Raw genomic sequence first — 14,861 nt, forward strand, 5'->3', positions numbered from 1 at the left:
ACGTGTGGAACGACCCTATCCGTCGAACGCGGGGAAGACGAGGCTATGTCGCCGTACTCGGCGGCCTGAGCCTGTTTTCCTTTGCGGCGCCGAGTGCTGCCAAGGACGAGGCCGTCAACGCCGTCCTGTTCGGCAGCATGGATACCGGGACCTCACTCTTCACCAGCGGTGGCTTCAAGGCTGCGCCCGATCGGGTCGACCGCGAGGGTTTTGCGGTGCTGGCCGTCGTCGGCGCGGGTGCGCGGCGAGAGCAGGCACCGGCTGCAGTCAACGGGACACTTCCGACGCTGGTACGCATCACGGGTCTCGCAGCGCTGCTCGGCGGCTATCAGTTCTTCTTCGATTGGGGCGTGCTCGGCCTCTTCGCCGGGCCGGAGGGATCGGTGGAAACCCTGGTGGGGAACGGGAGCTTCGGTGCCATCGAGACGCGGTTCGGTGCACGGCTCCAAGGCGAGGTCTGGGCCCGGCCGAGCGAGAATACGCTCACCACGGTCACGCTCGTCATGGGCTCGGCACGCTGGGATGCCTATGGCCGCGTCTCTGCCGGTTATCGTGTCCTCGGCGCCTATCTCGGACCGGAAGCCGCCGCCTACGCCGACCGCACCGGCTATGGACGGTTCAGCCTCGGCCTGCACGCCACTGATTTCGGCTTCGGCGACTTCAAGTTTCGCGTGTCGGGCGGCTACTCTTACGAGCGCGAGACGGAGCGGATGGGCCCTTACCTGTCGGTGGCGGGTTGGGTGCCGCTCTGACCGTTTCGGCACTGTCGGGAGCAGACCGCAGCGAAGCCAGGAACCGGTCGGCATCCGCAGTCACCTCGGCGCGGCGCTCTTCGCTCATGCGGCCCAGCGTCCGGTACGGCATCGCCATGCGCGGATTCTTGTCGAGGCGATCGGCATTGCGGATCAGGAAATCCCAGTAGAGGTAATTGAACGGACAGGCCTTTTCGCCGGTCTTCGCCTTCACGTCGTAAGCGCAGGAGCCGCAATAATCCGACATCCGGTCGATATAGGCGCCGGAGGCCGCATAGGGCTTCGAGCCCATCACGCCGCCATCGGCCCACAGCACCATGCCGTGGACGTTGGGCAGCTCGACCCATTCGTAGGCGTCGGCGTAGACGATCAGGTACCATTCCTCGACCTGCCGCGGTTCGATCCCGGCGAGTAGCGCGAAGTTGCCGAGCACCATCAGGCGCTGGATGTGGTGGGCGTAGGCGTGGTCGCGCGTCTCCGAGATGCACTGGTGCAGGCAATTCATCTCCGTCTCGGCCGACCAGTAGAACCAGGGGAGGTCGCGCCCGGCCCCGAGGGCGTTGGTCTCGGCGTAGCCCGGCATCCGGGTCCAGTAGAGGCCGCGCACGTATTCCCGCCAGCCGAGGATCTGGCGAATGAAGCCTTCGACGGCGTTTAGCGGCGCCTTGCCATCGCGAAACGCGCGCTCGGCTGCCCGGCAGACCTCTTCGGCCGTGAGCAGGCCCGCATTGAGCGGAGGCGAGATCAGCGCGTGATAGAGAAACGGTGCACCCTGGCGCATCGCATCCTGGTAATCGCCGAAGGTGGGCATGCAAGCGGTGATGAAGTGCTTCAGCGCCGCCAGCGCGTCCTTGCGCGTGACCGGCCACCTGAAACCGTCGAGTGTGCCGAAATGATCGCCGAATTCCCTGGCGACCAGAGCCATACACTCCTGGGTGACCGCATCCGGCGGGAAGCCGGTGCGATCGGGCGCCGCGAGATCCCTCGGCAGGCGCTTGCGGTTCTCGGAATCGAAGTTCCACTGCCCACCCTCGGGCTCTTTGCCGTCCATCAGCCAGCCCGTGCGGCGGCGCATCTCGCGGTAGAAGGTCTCCATCCGCAGCGCCTTGCGATCCCCGGCCCAGGCCTCGAAGGCGGTGCGCGAGCACAGGAAGCGGTTGTCCTCGCGGATCTCGACGGACGGCGACAGATCCTCGCGCCAGTTCTGCATCATCTCCCAGACGCGCCACTCGCCGGGCTCGGTCACGACGACTTTTTCGGAGTTGTGCCGTCCGATCGCGCGTTCCAGTTCACCGGTGAACGAGCCGGTGTTGTCGCCGTCGTCAAGGCGCACGTAATCGACCGTAATCCCCTCGGCTTCGAGCTCGGCCGCAAAATGGCGCATGGCCGAAAACACGAAAACGATCTTCTGCTGGTGGTGGCGAGCGTAAGTCGCCTCCTCCCGCACCTCGACCATGAGGACGACATCAGTGTCCGGATCGAGATCGGTCAGCGAGGCGATGCGCCGATGCAGTTGGTCGCCCAGCACGAAGCGCAGCGTCTTCACCCGGCTCAGCCCTTGGTGCGAAGCTGCGAGCGGCCGCCGTCGACGCCGATGATCTGCCCGGTCATGTAGGCAGCCTCCGCGCTCACGAGGAAGCTCGCCAGCGCCGCGACGTCCTCCGCCGTTCCGAGGCGCTGCAGGGCGTGCATCGCGGCGATGCCGGAGGCGAGCGTCTCGTTGCGGGTGATGCCTTCGGCTAGCGGGGTGCGCGTCAGAGACGGGGCGACCACGTTGATGCGGATTTTAGGGGCGAGTTCGGCTGCGAGGGAGAGGGCCAGCCCCTCGACCGCACCCTTGGCCATCGCCACCGAGGCGTGGTGGGCGAAACCCTGCGCGACGGCAACGGTGGAGAACAGCACGACGCCCGCGCCGGCTTCGCCCGCGCCGGCCTTGAGCGCCCGAGCCGCGGACTGGACCGCGAGAAAGGCCCCGAGCGCATTGATGCGGAAATCGTCGATCGCCGTTTCGGCCGTGACCTTCGGCAGCGGCGCAAGGTTGATGGTGCCCACCGCGTAGACGAGACCGCCGAGCCGATCGCCGGCCTCTTCGGCCACGCGCGCGAACAGGTTCGGGTCGGTGACATTGCCGGCGGTGAAACCGGTCTCGCCAAGTTCCGCGACCGCTGCTTCGAGTCGTCCGGCATCACGAGCCACCAGATGGAGCGGGTAGCCGCGTGTCCGAAGCATGCGGGCCGTGGCGAGGCCGATACCGCCGGTTCCGCCGTAGATGACGACCCGTTCCATCGCTACTGCTCCATGCGAGACTCGAACGTGCGTCCCTGCCGACTAGCTATGGCGGAGCGTTTCGCGGGGGAGTTGCCCGCCCGGGATATCCCAGCGCGTAACGTCGCAGCCGGCACGACAGGAACCAGGATGAAGTTCGCGTTTGCCGGTATCGACTTCCTCGGGAGCGTATTCGACGGGCTGGTCGAGGCCGGCTGGGAGCCGATCAAGCTGTTCACCCGGCCCTGCGACGGCATCTACGACTTCAACGACACCGTGGTGGCCCAGGCGCGCGCACGAAGGATTCCGATCCAGCTCTCGCGGCTCAAGCCGGAGGACATCATCGCGCTGCATCAGGCCCATGGCCGCGATTGGGCGCTGGTGGTGGCCGGCTACCCCTGGCGGGTGACCGGCTGGCAGGGCCGCCTGCGCCACGCCATCAACTTCCACCCCTCGCCCCTGCCGACGGGACGCGGGCCTTATCCGCTCTTCAAGGCCATCTACGATTCCTACGAGAGCTGGGGCGTCACCGCCCACGTGCTGGCCGAGGACGGGTTCGACACCGGCGACATCCTCGCCCAGGACATCTTTTCCGTCGATCCCCGCGAAACGCACGAGACCTTGTTGAGCAAGTGCCGCATGGCCGCCCAGCGGCTAGCCTCGGGGCCGATCGCGAAGGACATCGCCGGCCGCTGGCGCAGCCCCGAGCCGCAGGGCGACGGCTCCTACTGGCCGCGGGTGACGGATGCCGACCGCACCCTCGACTTCCGCCAGGACGTCGCGGACGTGCTCCGCCGCATCCGGGCCTTCGGCGCGATCGAGGCCATCGCCCGGCTCGGCGACGCCCGCGTCTACGTCGCTTCGGCGGAGGGCTGGACCGAACCGCACCGCCATACGCCCGGCGCGATCGTCCACCGCTACCGCCGCCACACGGTCATCGCCGCCCGCGACGGCTACGTGCAGCTCGACCGCTGGAGCCCGATCCCCCTGTCAGAGGCCGGCAAGGTCGGGCGCTGAACCATGGCCCGGATGCGAAGCAAGGCCGACCTGCCCCAGAAGATCTGCGCCCAATGCGGGCGACCTTTCGCGTGGCGAAAGAAGTGGGAGCGGGTCTGGGACGAAGTTCGCTATTGTTCGGATCGCTGCCGGTCGGATGCGAAACGCGCAAGAGGCTGAGCTACGACGATCGTTCAGACAACAGCCCCGTCGTTGCGAGCGCAGCGAAGCAATCCAGGGCCAACGCTCCAACGTCGCGGGTGTGGCGCTGGATTTCTTCGCTGCGCTCGCAATGACGGCAGAACGGTTTATCTTCCCGCGAGAGCCGCAGGCGTATCGACGTCGAAAGCGACGGCCTCGTCCATTGCCACCTCGATCACGTCGTCGCGACCGGCCAGCAATGGACCGGCACCGCGATCACCGGTTAGGTTCCTAAGCGCTTCCGCGAGCTTCCCGAGGTCAAGCAGGACCGGATTTCCGCGTCGACCGTCGCTGACGGGAACGACGGCGCTCGGACGTTGCCGGACGTCACGATAGGCTGCGATGAGCCCATCGAGATGATCCGCCGTGATCCGCGGCATGTCGGCGAGCAGGATCAAGGCCGCCTCGACCGCGTCCGGCATCGCAGCGAGGCCGGCACGAAGCGAAGTCGAAAGCCCCTCCGCATGGTGCGGGTTCTCGACAAACCGCAGGTCGAGCCCTTCGAGCGCTGCGCCGACCGCACTGGAATGCGCGCCCAGCACGACGACGATCGGGTGGGCCGAGGACGCCAGGGCCGCCTTCGCCACGTGTCGGACCAAGGGCTCGCCGTCGAGCAGCGCGAGCAGCTTCGGCTCCGGGCCGAACCGCGTACCACGCCCGGCCGCGAGGATCACCGCGCCGACGCGCGGGTCAGGCATCGATGTCGTGGCGCATGCAGTCGGCCGGCTTGCCGGCGGTGCGGCCCTTGATGCGGTCGCGGCGGAGCGTCGCCACCACCTCGGCGAGGATCGAGACGGCGATCTCGGCCGGCGTGATGGCACCGATGTCGAGGCCGATCGGGCCGTGGATCCGCGCAGTCGCCTCGGGGCTGAGGCCTGCGTCGCCCAGGCGCTCGAGCCGCCTTGCGTGCGACTTCCGCGAGCCCAGCGCCCCCACATAGAAGCAATCCGCCTTCAGCGCCGCGATCAGCGACGGGTCGTCGATCTTGGGGTCGTGGGTCAGCGCCGCCAGCGCCGTGTAGCGGTCGAGCGTGCCGATCTGCGCGAAGGCGTCGTCCGGCCATTCCGCCAGCAAGGTGACGTCCGGGAACCGCTCCGGCGTGGCGAAGGCGGTGCGCGGGTCGATCACCGTCACGTCGAGTTCGAGCGCCGCCGCCATTGGACAGAGTGCTTGGGAAATGTGGACCGCGCCGATCACCAGCAGGCGTACCGGCGGGACCTGTACGGTGAGAAACAGCGAACGACCCTCGACCTCGACGAGGCCGCTCTTGCCGCTCAGCAGACGCTCGCGAAACGTCTCGGCCAGCGGATCCGTGGCGAACTCCGCCTCGCGCACGAGGCGCTGGCTGCCGTCGGCGGTGTCGGTCACGAGGATCGCCGGCCGGCGGGCCTCGCGTTCGGCATTGAGGGCGGCGAGACTATCGAGCTTCATCGCGAAAAACTCAGTCGATCCGCTCGACGAAGACGCGGATGCGTCCGCCACAGGAAAGCCCGGCCCGCCAGGCCGTCTCGTCGGCGACGCCGAATTCGAGGACGCGGGCACGGCCGTCCGCGATCACGTCGAGGCTCTCGGCGATGACGTCGCCCTCGACGCAACCACCCGAGACCGAGCCCAGAAAGTTGCCGTCGCTCTCGATCACGAGGTGGCTGCCGACCGGGCGTGGAGCCGAGCCCCAGGTCTCGATCACCGTGGCGAGGGCGACGCCGCGCCCGGCACGCCGCCAGGTCTCGGCCTCGCGCAGAATGGTCTGGTCGGTCGCGAGCATCGTTGTGGGATTCTCTCCGTCGGGCGCCGGTCCGCGATGAAGCGACGCCTCTCGATGAGGTAGGCGGCCGTCGCCGTTTCGCAATGCGGTATCGAACGATGCTTCCGGCCTCGGCGGGCAGGCGCTATCACGATGGCAAGACAAACGGCGCGCCAGAACAAACAGCGCGCCAAGACAGACGGCGCGGGCTGGGAGGCAGGGCGGATCATGAGACGGCCTCTTGCGCTCGCGTCCCTGGCCCTTCTGCTGTCGATGGGCATCGCGCAGGCAGCACCCCCACCCCTGAGGATCGGTCTTGCGGCGCCGCTGACCGGGCCGGATGCCGGCTTCGGCCAGGGCATGCAGGCAGGAGCCGAGCAGGCCATCGCCGACATCAACCGGGGCGGCGGCGTCAACGGGCAGAAACTGCAACTGGTCGTCCAGGACGACGCCGGCGATCCGAAGCAGGGCGCGGTGGTCGCGAAGACGTTCGCCGCGGACGGCGTGATGCTCGTCATCGGCCACTTGAACTCCGGGGTCAGCGCAGTTGCGCTGCCGATCTACGAGGAGGCCGGCATCATCGCGGTCACGCCGGGTGCGACCTGGGCACCGCTCACCGCGCGCGGCGCCTGGAACCTGTTTCGCCTCTGCGGCAGCGACGCACAGCAGGGGCAGGTCGCCGGAGACTGGCTGGCGGAGCGCTATCCCGGCAAGCCCGTCGCCATCATCAATGACAAGTCGAGCTTCGGTCGCGGCCTCGCCGACGAGGTCGCCCGCGTGCTGAAGACGCGCGGGGGCCGCGAGGCGCTGTTCGAGGGCATCTCCCGGGGCGACAGGGAGTTCTCGGGGCTCGTCGCACGGATGAAGGGGGCGAAGGTCGACGCGGTCTATTTTGGCGGCGCCTCCACCGAGGCGGCGTTTCTCGTGCGGGCTTTGAGGGATGCGGGCTTCAACGGCCGTTTCGTCGGCAGCGACGGCATCCTCGACAAGGATTTCGAGAAGCTGGCCGGTTCCGGCGCCGAGGGCACCGTGATGACGCTGGCGCCGGAGCCGCGAAAGCTCCCCGAGAGCAAGGACCGCAAGGCCACCCCACTTCGCTCGCCGGAGGCCGAGATGTTCGCGGCGCGCACCTACGCGGCCGTCGAGGTGCTGAAGGGCGGCATCGAAGCGGCGAAATCGACGGAGGCGCGCCGCGTCGCCGACAGCCTCCATTCCGGCAAGCCTCTGCGCACGCTGATCGGCGAGGTTGCCTTCGACGCCAAGGGTGATCTCGCGAAGCCGCCCTATGGTCTCGTCGTCTGGCGCAGGACGCCGGACGGCCGCATCGACTATGCCGGCAACGCGGTTTCGCCCTGAGACGCCGGCCCGATGCGCATCGGCGGCGCGGTTTCACGGCTTCCCGGTCGATAAGTCGCTGCGCATCCCCTGTGCATGGTTGCGCACGGGATGCGCGAATATTAGATCAGCAGCACGCTCGACCCGGTTGCGCCTCCACGGATCGGACCCGCACGGTACAGCGTTTTGCTTGGCAATGATCGACTTGAGGTAGCCGACGCGCCCCGTGATGGCGTTCCGGCCGGAGACAGGGTGCATGGCGAAAGAAGAATTGATGCAGTTCGACGGTCTCGTGATCGAGATCCTCCCGGACGCGCGGTACCGCGTACAGCTCGACCAGGGACACGAGATCGTGGCCTACACGGCGGGCAAGATGAAGAAGAACCGCATCAAGACCTTGGCCGGCGACCGCGTCACCGTCGAGATGTCACCCTACGATCTTGAGAAGGGTCGCCTCGTGTTCCGTCACAAGGACGAGCGCGCCTCCGGTCCGCGTCCGCCCCAGCGCGGCCAGCAGTTCCGCCGCCGCTGATCGACGCCCTTCGTTTCGGCCCTCATGGCCGAAAGTTAGAATTGACGAACGGCGGACACCGCTGATGATCGCGCCCACGCGGCGGCCTCCCCCGGATCCATCCGGGGCCGAGCCAAGAACCGCGATGGGAGGGCGCCTTTGCGACACGCTTCGCCGGCCGGCTCGCGGCTTTCCTCGTCGCCCTTCACGTCTCGACCGCACCGGGCCTCACGGCGCCGGTCGGTGACGCGCGTCTGCTCGCTGCGGTGGGGGTATTCGGGCTGCCGGATTGGGCAGCCCCCTCCTACTTCCCGAACCGCTCGAACCGCGGAAAGCTTCGCGTCATCAGCGTGCCGACCTCGGCACGGTGGCCGAGCCACTTCTCCAGCACCTGGGCGTTGGCGAGCCGTGTCGCACCGGTGGCATCGCGCCATGGCAGACCCTCGCTGAGCGAGAAGACGCAGCCGTCGCTGAGGACGCTCTGGCGGCAACGTTGCATGCGGACGCCCTTGCCGCGGACGAATTCGGCGAGTTCACTGATCGGGAACACCAGCATCAGCCTCTCGGTGTTGCAGACCGCGACGTGATCGCCCTCAGCCTGCACCAGGAAGGCAGCCTTGGCGTCGTCGTCGAGGCCCAAAATACCCTTGCCCTTGCGGGTATTGGCGATGAGCGCATCGGCCGGCGCGACGAAGCCGCGGCCGTCGCTGCCGGCGATGAGCAGCCGGCTCTCGGGCTTGTAGGGCAAGGCCGCGACGATCTCGGTGCCGTCGTCGAGGTCGACCATCAGCCGGATCGGATCGCCGAAGCCGCGACCGCCCGGCAGCTTCGAGGCCTCCAGGGTGAAAACCTTGCCGTTCGACGTGAGCACGAGGACTTTCGACGTCGTCTCGGCCTGGAACGAGACCTTGAGGCTGTCGTCGCCCTTGAACGCGACGCTCGACAGGTCGGCGACGTGGCCCTTGAGCGCCCGGATCCAACCCTTCTGCGAGACGATCACCGTCACCGGCTCGCGCTCGACCATCACTTGGTTGAAGTCGATGCCGGCAGTGTCCGGCGGATTCTCGAGCGTCGTGCGCCTCTTGCCGAGCTTGGTCTCCGGCCCGAACGCCTTCTTCACCGCACGGATCTGCTTGGTGATGTCGCTCCACTGGAGCTTCTCGGAGCCGAGCAGTTCCTCGATTCCCTCCTTCTCCTTGGTCAGGCCCTCGAATTCGCGTTTCAGCTCCATCTCTTCGAGCTTGCGCAACGAGCGCAGCCGCGTGTCGAGGATGGCGTTGGCCTGGAGTTCGGTGAGTTCGAAGCGCTTCTGCAGCGCCGGCCGCGGCTCGTCCTCCTCGCGGATGATGCGGATGACCTCGTCGAGGTCGAGATAGACGATGAGCAGGCCACCGAGGATCTCGAGGCGCCGCTCGATCTGCGCGAGGCGGTGGCGCGAGCGCCGCTGCAGCACGACGCGGCGGTGGTCGACCCATTCGCGCAGGCATTCGGCCAGCCCGATCACGCGGGGCACGAGGCCGCCGACGAGGACGTTGAGGTTCAGCGGAATGCGCGCTTCGAGCTCGGTGATCCGAAATAGCGATTCCATCAGCAGGACCGGGTCGACGCTGCGCGAGCGCGGCTCCAGCACGACGCGGACGTCCTCCGCAGACTCATCGCGGACGTCGGCGAGCAGCGGCAGCTTCTTCTCCTGAAGAAGCTCGGCCATCTTCTCGATGAGCCGCGACTTCGGGATGCCGTAGGGGATCTCGGTGACGACGATGTTCCAGGTGCCGCGGCCGAGGTCCTCCTTCGCCCAGCGCGCGCGGACACGGAATCCGCCGCGGCCGGTGCGGTAGGCCTCGCGGATCGATTCCGCGCTGTCGATCAGGATGCCGCCGGTGGGGAAATCCGGCCCCTGCACGAAGGTGCAGAGCTGCTCAGAGGAGGCCTCACGGTTCTGGATCAGATAGAGCGCGGCGTCGCAGAGTTCGGCCGCATTGTGCGGCGGGATCGACGTCGCCATGCCGACGGCGATGCCTTGGCTACCGTTGGCCAGGAGGTTCGGGAAGGCCGCCGGAAGGACGACCGGCTCGTCCTTCTCGCCGTTGTAGGAGGGGCGAAAATCGACGGTGTCCTCGTCGATCCCGTCGAGGAGCAGGCGGGCGACCTCGGTCAGCCGGGCTTCGGTGTAACGGTAGGCGGCCGGCCCATCGCCATCGATGTTTCCGAAATTGCCCTGCCCGTCGACCAGCGGATAGCGCTGGGCGAAGTCCTGGCTCAGCCGCACCAGTGCATCGTAGATCGCCTGGTCGCCGTGCGGATGGAAATCGCCCATCACGTCGCCGACGATCTTTGCGCATTTCTTGAACGCGGTGTTCGGATCGAGTCTGAGCAGCCGCATGCCGTAGAGGATGCGGCGGTGGACCGGCTTCAGCCCGTCGCGGGCATCGGGCAGCGCCCGGTGCATGATCGTGGAGAGCGCATAGGCGTAGTAGCGGTCCTCCAGCGCCGATTTCAGCTCGACGCTCTGGATGCCGTCATCGCTCGGCGGCTCGAAAGCCTCGCCCATCACTTAACCCCAATCGACGCTTCGTTTGGAACATAACACGAACATCAGGCCGTTGGCTCAGTGCCGGCGGCAATGAATCGCGCACGCTCCTCCGGGGACTGCAACCCGCGCGGTTCCCAGATGTGCTGGTTCAGGAAGTAGCCGGTCAAGCCGAACCCGTCCGCGACGTCCCGCTCGTCCGGTACGCCAGAGCGGTCGCGCAGGAAAGCCGGCAGCTTCAGAAGCCGGTCGCGATAGGGCTCGCCGGCCGAGGCGCTGACGGCCCGCCCGCTCTTCGGCGACACGTAGACGAGTTGGTCGTTGCCGCCCGACGCCGCGCAGGCGCTGAGGTCGAGGCCGAAGCCGAGTTCGGCCAGTAGCGCGAGTTCGAATCGGACCATCAGCGCCGGCGCGATGCCATGGTCGCCGAGATGCTCCACAAGCACCTGCGCCGCATCGTAGAGCCCGACATGCGGGTCGCGCTCGGGCAGGAGCCGCAGCAGCGCCGCCAGATGGCCGATGCCGTAGAGCGCGAGCGCCGACCCCATCAGTCGCGAGGCGACCAGGCGCGTCGGCTCGACGGTGTAGGCACCGAGAGACTCGTCGAGCCGCGCCCGCCACGTGGCGTGGAGCGTGTTGCCGGGCTGAAGCATCGGCTGCTTGCGGCGCGAGCGTCCGCCATGCACGAGGCCGAGATGGCGCCCGTGCCCCGCCGTCATCAGTTCGAGGATGACGCCCGTCTCGCCGTGCTTGCGCAGGCCGAGCACGAGACCGTCGTCGGTCCATTGCATGGGCCAGAGGCTTAGGGCCGTCTGCGACAAAAGCCGAGGGGAAGGTTCGCCTCAAACCATGCTGCGTTTGAGCGCGATCACGGTGCGGGCACCTGCGCCATGCTCCGCGTCCGGATTACGCAGCTCACGGATGCCGGGCGCGCGCCCGACCATTACGAACGCCACCAGCGTCAACACCAGACAAACCTTGTACCGCATGGCCCTGTTTCGCTCGTTCCAAGCGCCGCGGTATAGGCTTGGCCATACGGGCTGAACTTGCGTTGGCGCACACGGGCCGAAGGATCGGGACGACCCTTCGCGGCATGATGATCGAAACGTGAAGACCGGGTGCCGGGGTTCGCGTCCGGCGGCATCAAACGGCGCGGCGCGCACCGAGCACGATACGCGCGGCGGCGCGGCTCGGCTCGTCTCCTCCGGGAAGGCTCATGCGGTCGTCGATTCGGGCCAGGGCATCGAGTTGCTTCACGCGCTCCGCCCCGCCCGTCACCAATGGCGACAGCGTGTCCGCGAGGCGCTGCGGCGTACACTCGGCCTGAACGAACTCCGGCATGGCATTTTCGGCGAGAATGAGGTTCGGCAGCACGATGGTCGGCACCTGGATCAGCCGGCGGGCGATCACCTCCTCGGCCCGCGAGACCTTGTAGCCGACGACCATTGGCACGCCAGCGAGCGCCAGTTCGAGCGTTACCGTGCCCGAGGCGGCGAGCGCGGCGCGCGCGCGCCGGAACGCCGCGTGCTTGGCCGCCTCACCGTGAACGATTCGCACCGGCACGTCCCAGGCCAGCACGAGGCGTTCGATCAGGGCGCGATGGCGGGTCACCGCCGGCAGCGCCACGTCGATCCGTCCGATTCGCGCAGCGACGCGCGCGAGGGCCTGCCCGAACACCGGCATCAGCCGCTCGATCTCGGAGCGGCGGGAACCCGGCAGGACGATGATCAACGGTGGATCGGCAGCGCGGGCACGCTGCTCCTCGAGATTCGGGCGGAGCGCATCGAGCCGTTCGATTAGGGGATGGCCGACATAGGTGCAGGCCGGGCCGCCGAGACGCTCGTGCGCTGCCGGCTCGAACGGCAGCAGCGCCAGCACGTGGTCGATGAAGGGGCGCATGCCCTTGGCCCGCCAAGGCCGCCAGGCCCAGACGCTCGGCGAGACGTAGTCGACGATCGGCAGGTCCGGCAGGCGCTTGCGGACACGTGTCGCGACGGCGTGGGTGAAGCCCGGGCTGTCGATGATGACGAGCACGTCGGGCCGGCTCGCGACCACCGCGTCCACCGTCTCGCGGATGCGGCGCAACAGCGAGCGCAGACGATAGAGCACGGGCAGGTAGCCCATCACCGCCACGTCATCGATCGAAAAGAGCGAGGTCAGCCCCTCGGCGATCATCGCCTCGCCGCCGACGCCCTGAAGAGTGAGCGTGTCCGGCGACAGGTCGCGTAGCGCCCGCATCAGCTTGGCACCGAGCTGATCGCCCGAATCCTCGCCCGCAACGAGCCAGATTTTCCGGTGCATCAGGGCGCCACGTCGAGCCCGACGAGAAACAGGCCGAGGCGGTCGGCCTCGGCGACGGTCTTCGCCTCGTCGATGACCAGGGTGTGACCGGCGCCGATGGCGAGCCCGGCGCAGCCGGCATCGGCGGCGTTGCGGACGGTACGCGGACCGATCGCCGGCAGGTCGATGCGCAGGTCCTGGCCCCGCTTCGGCAGCTTGACGAGCACGGTGCCATCGGGAGCCGAACCACGCCCGAACGGCTTACGGCCGATGGCGCGCGCCCGCTTCAGCATGCGATCGGTGCCCTCGGGGCCTTCGACGGCGATGACGCGCTGGGCCACCACCACCGCCGCCTGTCCGACGTCGTACGGTGCGAGCGCGTTCAGCATCCGCTCACCGGTACCGATCGAGACCTGCGCCGCCGCATCGGGCGCGTATTGCCCCAGTTGCCCTTCCCTGCCGAGCAGATCCGGCGCGACCTCGTTGACGCCGACGACGCGATGTCCGTCTGCTTCCAGCAGGCCGATCACGCCACGCAGCAACCGGTCGTCACCGCCCGTGATCTGCCGAAGGAGATCGCGGTTGCGAAGAGCATGCGACGCGTTGAGGAGGGCGGCGGGGCTCGGCCGTGAGACGCCCCCGGCCGGCAAGACGCCGGACGGCATCCATTCGTTCAGGATCCGCAAGAGGCCGGGGATGTCCAGAAGATCGATGGTGGCCGAGGCCCGGGCCCGCATCGACCGCTCGGTGAAGCCGCGCAGGGCAAGGACACGAAACGGCCGGCCGGACCGCTCCAGCGAATCCGCAACGAGTTCCGGCAGGCGGCCGGCACCGGCCACCAGCGCGAGCGAACCCGGTTCTACGCGCGCGTTCATCGCCGTGGCCTTCAGATCGCCTGCGCCGTGCCGCGCGGCGTACAGATCGAGCGCTTGCTGCCCTCACGGATGAAGGCGAGAATCTCCTGGACGGCGGGATGCGAGTCGAACTCGGCAGCCGCGTCCTCGACCCTCTCCATCAGCGTCCCTTCCGGCGCGAACAGCTGCCGGTAGGCGCGGCGCAGCGCGTGGATGTCGTCCCGCGAAAAGCCGCGGCGCTGCAGGCCGATGATGTTGAGGCCGGATAGGTAGGCCCGGTTGCCGAGCACCATGCCGTAGGGAATGCAGTCGTTCTCCAGCGCCGCACAGCCGCCGACGAAGCCGTGGTTGCCGATCCGCGCGAACTGGATCACGCCGGCGCCGCCGCCGAGGATGGCGTAGTTGCCCACCGTGCAATGGCCGGCGAGCATGACGTTGTTGGAAAAGATGACGTTGTCGCCGACCCGGCAATCGTGGCCGACATGGCTGTTGGCGAGGAAGGCGCAGGCATTGCCCACCGTCGTCTCCATGCCGCCGCCGGCCGTGCCGGGATTCATGGTGACGCCCTCGCGGATCATGCAATCGGCACCGATCGACAGGGTCGAGGCCTCGCCGCGATACTTCAGGTCCTGCGGCGCATGGCCGAGCGAGGCGAAGGGATAGATCTTGGTGCGCGAGCCGATCGTGGTGTGACCGGCAACCACGACGTGGCTGAGGAGCTCGCAGCCCTCACCAAGCACCACTTGCGGGCCGACATGGCAGAACGGGCCGATCGTCACCCCGTCGCCGATCTGCGCGCCGTCCTCGACGACGGAACTCGGGTGGATCGTGGCGGCGGCGCTCATTCCGCCACCAGCATGGCGCCGATCTCGGCCTGCGCGACCAGGAAGCCGTCGACGCGGGCCTCCCCGCGGAACCACCACATCGTCCGCTTCCGGGTGATCTTCTTCATGTGGAACCTCACCTGATCGCCAGGGACGACGGGCTTGCGGAACTTGCACTTGTCGATGGTCATGAAGAAGACCTGCTTCGACTTCACGTCGTCCGTCTTGGCGATGTGCCGGCAGCAGATGGCACCGGCCGTCTGTGCCATGGCCTCGATCAGCAGGACGCCGGGGAAGATCGGCTGGCCCGGGAAGTGTCCGGTGAATTGCGGCTCGTTGACGGTGACGTTCTTGATGCCGATGCAGCTGTCGTCGCCGTCGATCTCGATGATCTTGTCGATCATCAGGAACGGGTATCGGTGAGGCAGGTACTGCATCACCTTCTGGATGTCGGCCGAACCGAGTTCTTTTGCCGTCGCCTCGGTCATCGACACTCCATCCCGCTCGCACGCTTCCGCAGGCGGTCTCGACGCCGCCCCTGCTGCCCTGTTGTCTCAGGAAGCGGCCCT

General features: G+C 67.8%; 17 protein-coding genes. 5 read left to right on the top strand and 12 right to left on the bottom strand.

From position 1 onward, the window contains the following. Positions 1-2 precede the first annotated feature (2 nt). Positions 3-752, top strand: coding sequence for a cellulose biosynthesis protein BcsS (gene bcsS, locus MFF07_RS16380; RefSeq protein ID WP_238232388.1), 750 nt, complete (start codon positions 3-5; stop codon positions 750-752). Here bcsS and MFF07_RS16385 read toward each other — a convergent pair. Together MFF07_RS16385 and MFF07_RS16390 are read right to left on the bottom strand one after the other, a co-directional pair. Then, on the bottom strand, positions 661-2,298 hold the full coding sequence (locus MFF07_RS16385; protein ID WP_147816518.1) for a cryptochrome/photolyase family protein: 1,638 nt from the start codon (positions 2,296-2,298) through the stop codon (positions 661-663). The genes bcsS and MFF07_RS16385 overlap by 92 nt on opposite strands. Before the next feature lie 5 nt (positions 2,299-2,303). Then, positions 2,304-3,038, bottom strand: coding sequence for an SDR family NAD(P)-dependent oxidoreductase (locus MFF07_RS16390; protein ID WP_147816520.1), 735 nt, complete (start codon positions 3,036-3,038; stop codon positions 2,304-2,306). Between the two features lie 129 nt (positions 3,039-3,167). On the opposite strand from MFF07_RS16390, the gene MFF07_RS16395 reads away from it, so the two are divergent. Beyond that, complete coding sequence (locus tag MFF07_RS16395; protein WP_147816522.1) at positions 3,168-4,034, top strand: formyltransferase family protein; 867 nt, start codon at positions 3,168-3,170, stop codon at positions 4,032-4,034. Between the two features lie 3 nt (positions 4,035-4,037). Beyond that, positions 4,038-4,193: a DUF2256 domain-containing protein gene (locus MFF07_RS16400; RefSeq protein ID WP_187272466.1), complete on the top strand. Its 156-nt coding sequence runs from the start codon at positions 4,038-4,040 to the stop codon at positions 4,191-4,193. 128 nt (positions 4,194-4,321) lie between these two features. Here the strand turns inward: MFF07_RS16400 and MFF07_RS16405 are convergent, their stop codons facing one another. The 3 genes from MFF07_RS16405 to MFF07_RS16415 are packed head-to-tail and all read right to left on the bottom strand — an operon-like array spanning position 4,322 to position 5,979. Next, a complete protein-coding gene (locus MFF07_RS16405) occupies positions 4,322-4,912 on the bottom strand; it encodes a nucleotidyltransferase family protein (RefSeq protein WP_238232389.1) in 591 nt (196 codons plus the stop codon). Next, positions 4,905-5,645, bottom strand: a complete 741-nt coding sequence (locus MFF07_RS16410) for an XdhC family protein (RefSeq protein ID WP_147816526.1) — start codon at positions 5,643-5,645, stop codon at positions 4,905-4,907. The genes MFF07_RS16405 and MFF07_RS16410 overlap by 8 nt, the downstream gene beginning before the upstream one ends. 10 nt (positions 5,646-5,655) lie before the next feature. Next, positions 5,656-5,979: an XdhC family protein gene (locus MFF07_RS16415; protein WP_147816528.1), complete on the bottom strand. Its 324-nt coding sequence runs from the start codon at positions 5,977-5,979 to the stop codon at positions 5,656-5,658. A gap of 207 nt (positions 5,980-6,186) precedes the next feature. Here MFF07_RS16415 and MFF07_RS16420 point away from each other — a divergent pair, with 207 nt between their 5' ends. Then, positions 6,187-7,314: a branched-chain amino acid ABC transporter substrate-binding protein gene (locus tag MFF07_RS16420; RefSeq protein WP_147816529.1), complete on the top strand. Its 1,128-nt coding sequence runs from the start codon at positions 6,187-6,189 to the stop codon at positions 7,312-7,314. 235 nt (positions 7,315-7,549) lie between these two features. Further along, positions 7,550-7,825 (top strand): translation initiation factor IF-1, encoded by a 276-nt coding sequence (infA, locus tag MFF07_RS16425; RefSeq protein ID WP_147081632.1) that lies wholly within the window; start codon positions 7,550-7,552, stop codon positions 7,823-7,825. A gap of 283 nt (positions 7,826-8,108) precedes the next feature. On the opposite strand, the gene parC is transcribed toward infA, so the two are convergent. The 7 genes from parC to fabZ form a co-directional block, all read right to left on the bottom strand. Continuing rightward, complete coding sequence (parC, locus tag MFF07_RS16430; protein ID WP_147816531.1) at positions 8,109-10,355, bottom strand: DNA topoisomerase IV subunit A; 2,247 nt, start codon at positions 10,353-10,355, stop codon at positions 8,109-8,111. Between the two features lie 44 nt (positions 10,356-10,399). Further along, a complete protein-coding gene (recO, locus tag MFF07_RS16435; RefSeq protein WP_147816533.1) occupies positions 10,400-11,125 on the bottom strand; it encodes a DNA repair protein RecO in 726 nt (241 codons plus the stop codon). A gap of 51 nt (positions 11,126-11,176) precedes the next feature. Continuing rightward, complete coding sequence (locus MFF07_RS16440) at positions 11,177-11,323, bottom strand: hypothetical protein (protein WP_187272467.1); 147 nt, start codon at positions 11,321-11,323, stop codon at positions 11,177-11,179. A gap of 154 nt (positions 11,324-11,477) precedes the next feature. Continuing rightward, on the bottom strand, positions 11,478-12,638 hold the full coding sequence (gene lpxB, locus MFF07_RS16445; protein WP_147816535.1) for a lipid-A-disaccharide synthase: 1,161 nt from the start codon (positions 12,636-12,638) through the stop codon (positions 11,478-11,480). Next, positions 12,635-13,489 carry an LpxI family protein gene (locus MFF07_RS16450; RefSeq protein ID WP_147816537.1) on the bottom strand — a complete coding sequence of 285 codons (855 nt, stop codon included), beginning with the start codon at positions 13,487-13,489 and terminating at the stop codon, positions 12,635-12,637. Before MFF07_RS16450 ends, lpxB begins: the two co-directional genes overlap by 4 nt. 11 nt (positions 13,490-13,500) lie before the next feature. Continuing rightward, positions 13,501-14,313, bottom strand: a complete 813-nt coding sequence (gene lpxA / locus MFF07_RS16455) for an acyl-ACP--UDP-N-acetylglucosamine O-acyltransferase (RefSeq protein WP_147816539.1) — start codon at positions 14,311-14,313, stop codon at positions 13,501-13,503. After that, complete coding sequence (fabZ, locus tag MFF07_RS16460) at positions 14,310-14,780, bottom strand: 3-hydroxyacyl-ACP dehydratase FabZ (protein WP_147816541.1); 471 nt, start codon at positions 14,778-14,780, stop codon at positions 14,310-14,312. The genes lpxA and fabZ overlap by 4 nt, the downstream gene beginning before the upstream one ends. Positions 14,781-14,861 lie beyond the last annotated feature (81 nt).

Source organism: Methylobacterium thuringiense, from assembly GCF_022179645.1.
GTDB classification, from domain to species: Bacteria; Pseudomonadota; Alphaproteobacteria; order Rhizobiales; family Beijerinckiaceae; genus Methylobacterium; species Methylobacterium thuringiense.

Bases quoted from the DNA above. Each gene is read 5' to 3' on its own strand.
- lpxA (WP_147816539.1), bottom strand. From the start codon at position 14,313: ATGAGCGCCGCCGCCACGATCCACCCGAGTTCCGTCGTCGAGGACGGC.
- MFF07_RS16390 (WP_147816520.1), bottom strand. From the start codon at position 3,038: ATGGAACGGGTCGTCATCTACGGCGGAACCGGCGGTATCGGCCTCGCC.
- MFF07_RS16420 (WP_147816529.1), top strand. From the start codon at position 6,187: ATGAGACGGCCTCTTGCGCTCGCGTCCCTGGCCCTTCTGCTGTCGATG.
- MFF07_RS16395 (WP_147816522.1), top strand. From the start codon at position 3,168: ATGAAGTTCGCGTTTGCCGGTATCGACTTCCTCGGGAGCGTATTCGAC.
- parC (WP_147816531.1), bottom strand. From the start codon at position 10,355: ATGGGCGAGGCTTTCGAGCCGCCGAGCGATGACGGCATCCAGAGCGTC.
- MFF07_RS16415 (WP_147816528.1), bottom strand. From the start codon at position 5,979: ATGCTCGCGACCGACCAGACCATTCTGCGCGAGGCCGAGACCTGGCGG.
- recO (WP_147816533.1), bottom strand. From the start codon at position 11,125: ATGCAATGGACCGACGACGGTCTCGTGCTCGGCCTGCGCAAGCACGGC.
- MFF07_RS16405 (WP_238232389.1), bottom strand. From the start codon at position 4,912: ATGCCTGACCCGCGCGTCGGCGCGGTGATCCTCGCGGCCGGGCGTGGT.
- MFF07_RS16440 (WP_187272467.1), bottom strand. From the start codon at position 11,323: ATGCGGTACAAGGTTTGTCTGGTGTTGACGCTGGTGGCGTTCGTAATG.
- MFF07_RS16450 (WP_147816537.1), bottom strand. From the start codon at position 13,489: ATGAACGCGCGCGTAGAACCGGGTTCGCTCGCGCTGGTGGCCGGTGCC.
- MFF07_RS16410 (WP_147816526.1), bottom strand. From the start codon at position 5,645: ATGAAGCTCGATAGTCTCGCCGCCCTCAATGCCGAACGCGAGGCCCGC.
- MFF07_RS16400 (WP_187272466.1), top strand. From the start codon at position 4,038: ATGGCCCGGATGCGAAGCAAGGCCGACCTGCCCCAGAAGATCTGCGCC.
- infA (WP_147081632.1), top strand. From the start codon at position 7,550: ATGGCGAAAGAAGAATTGATGCAGTTCGACGGTCTCGTGATCGAGATC.
- fabZ (WP_147816541.1), bottom strand. From the start codon at position 14,780: ATGACCGAGGCGACGGCAAAAGAACTCGGTTCGGCCGACATCCAGAAG.